Source organism: Roseibium denhamense (assembly GCF_009711415.1).
Lineage (GTDB): Bacteria > Pseudomonadota > Alphaproteobacteria > Rhizobiales > Stappiaceae > Roseibium > Roseibium denhamense.
The window spans coordinates 2,731-3,362 of sequence record NZ_SMLZ01000055.1 but is presented as its reverse complement, the minus strand read 5'-3'; the positions used below and the strand labels follow the sequence as shown (position 1 = coordinate 3,362).

1 protein-coding gene is annotated in these 632 nt (G+C 53.8%); it reads left to right on the top strand.

Annotated features, from left to right (window positions below):
• Positions 1-128 precede the first annotated feature (128 nt).
• The coding region (locus E1180_RS00245; RefSeq protein ID WP_155189089.1) for an aminotransferase class I/II-fold pyridoxal phosphate-dependent enzyme at positions 129-632 on the top strand (504 nt) is incomplete at its 3' end.

Genomic DNA, 632 nt, shown 5'->3' with positions numbered 1-632 from the left:
CGTCTATTGAAATGGACGCCAAGTCATTCCGGTCGAGACGGCTTCGTGAAAGGTATAGAAAAAACCGTCGAATGGTTCAATGACCCTGCTAACCTGGCACGATATAAGACAGACAGGTACACAATCTGATGGAAGTGCTCCAACTTGATCTGGACCGAACTTACCAGGCCTTAAGGGATGTGGCGGGCGGCGATAAATTCGTGCCGCTCCATGAACCGCAATTCGGCGGGAGAGAATGGAGCTACGTTAAAGAATGCCTGGATACGGGGTGGGTTTCCTCGGTCGGCAGTTATGTGGACCTCTTTGAGCAGATGCTGGCGGAGATCTGCGGTGTTCGACACGCCGTAGCGACAACGAACGGAACCGCAGCATTACATATCGGGTTGCTCATCGCGGGCGTCCGCCCCAATGACGAGGTTGTAATTCCAACCCTAACCTTCATTGCTACAGCCAATGCCGTAAACTATTGCGGAGCAGTACCGCATTTCGTCGATAGCGAGTGGAGTACGCTCGGTCTCGACGCCGCCAAGCTGGACAATTGGTTGTCTGAAATCGGAGACCGCCGGGAGAATGGCTTGTACAATCGTCAGACCGGACGACGGCTTGCGGCTGTCGTGCCAATGCATACATTC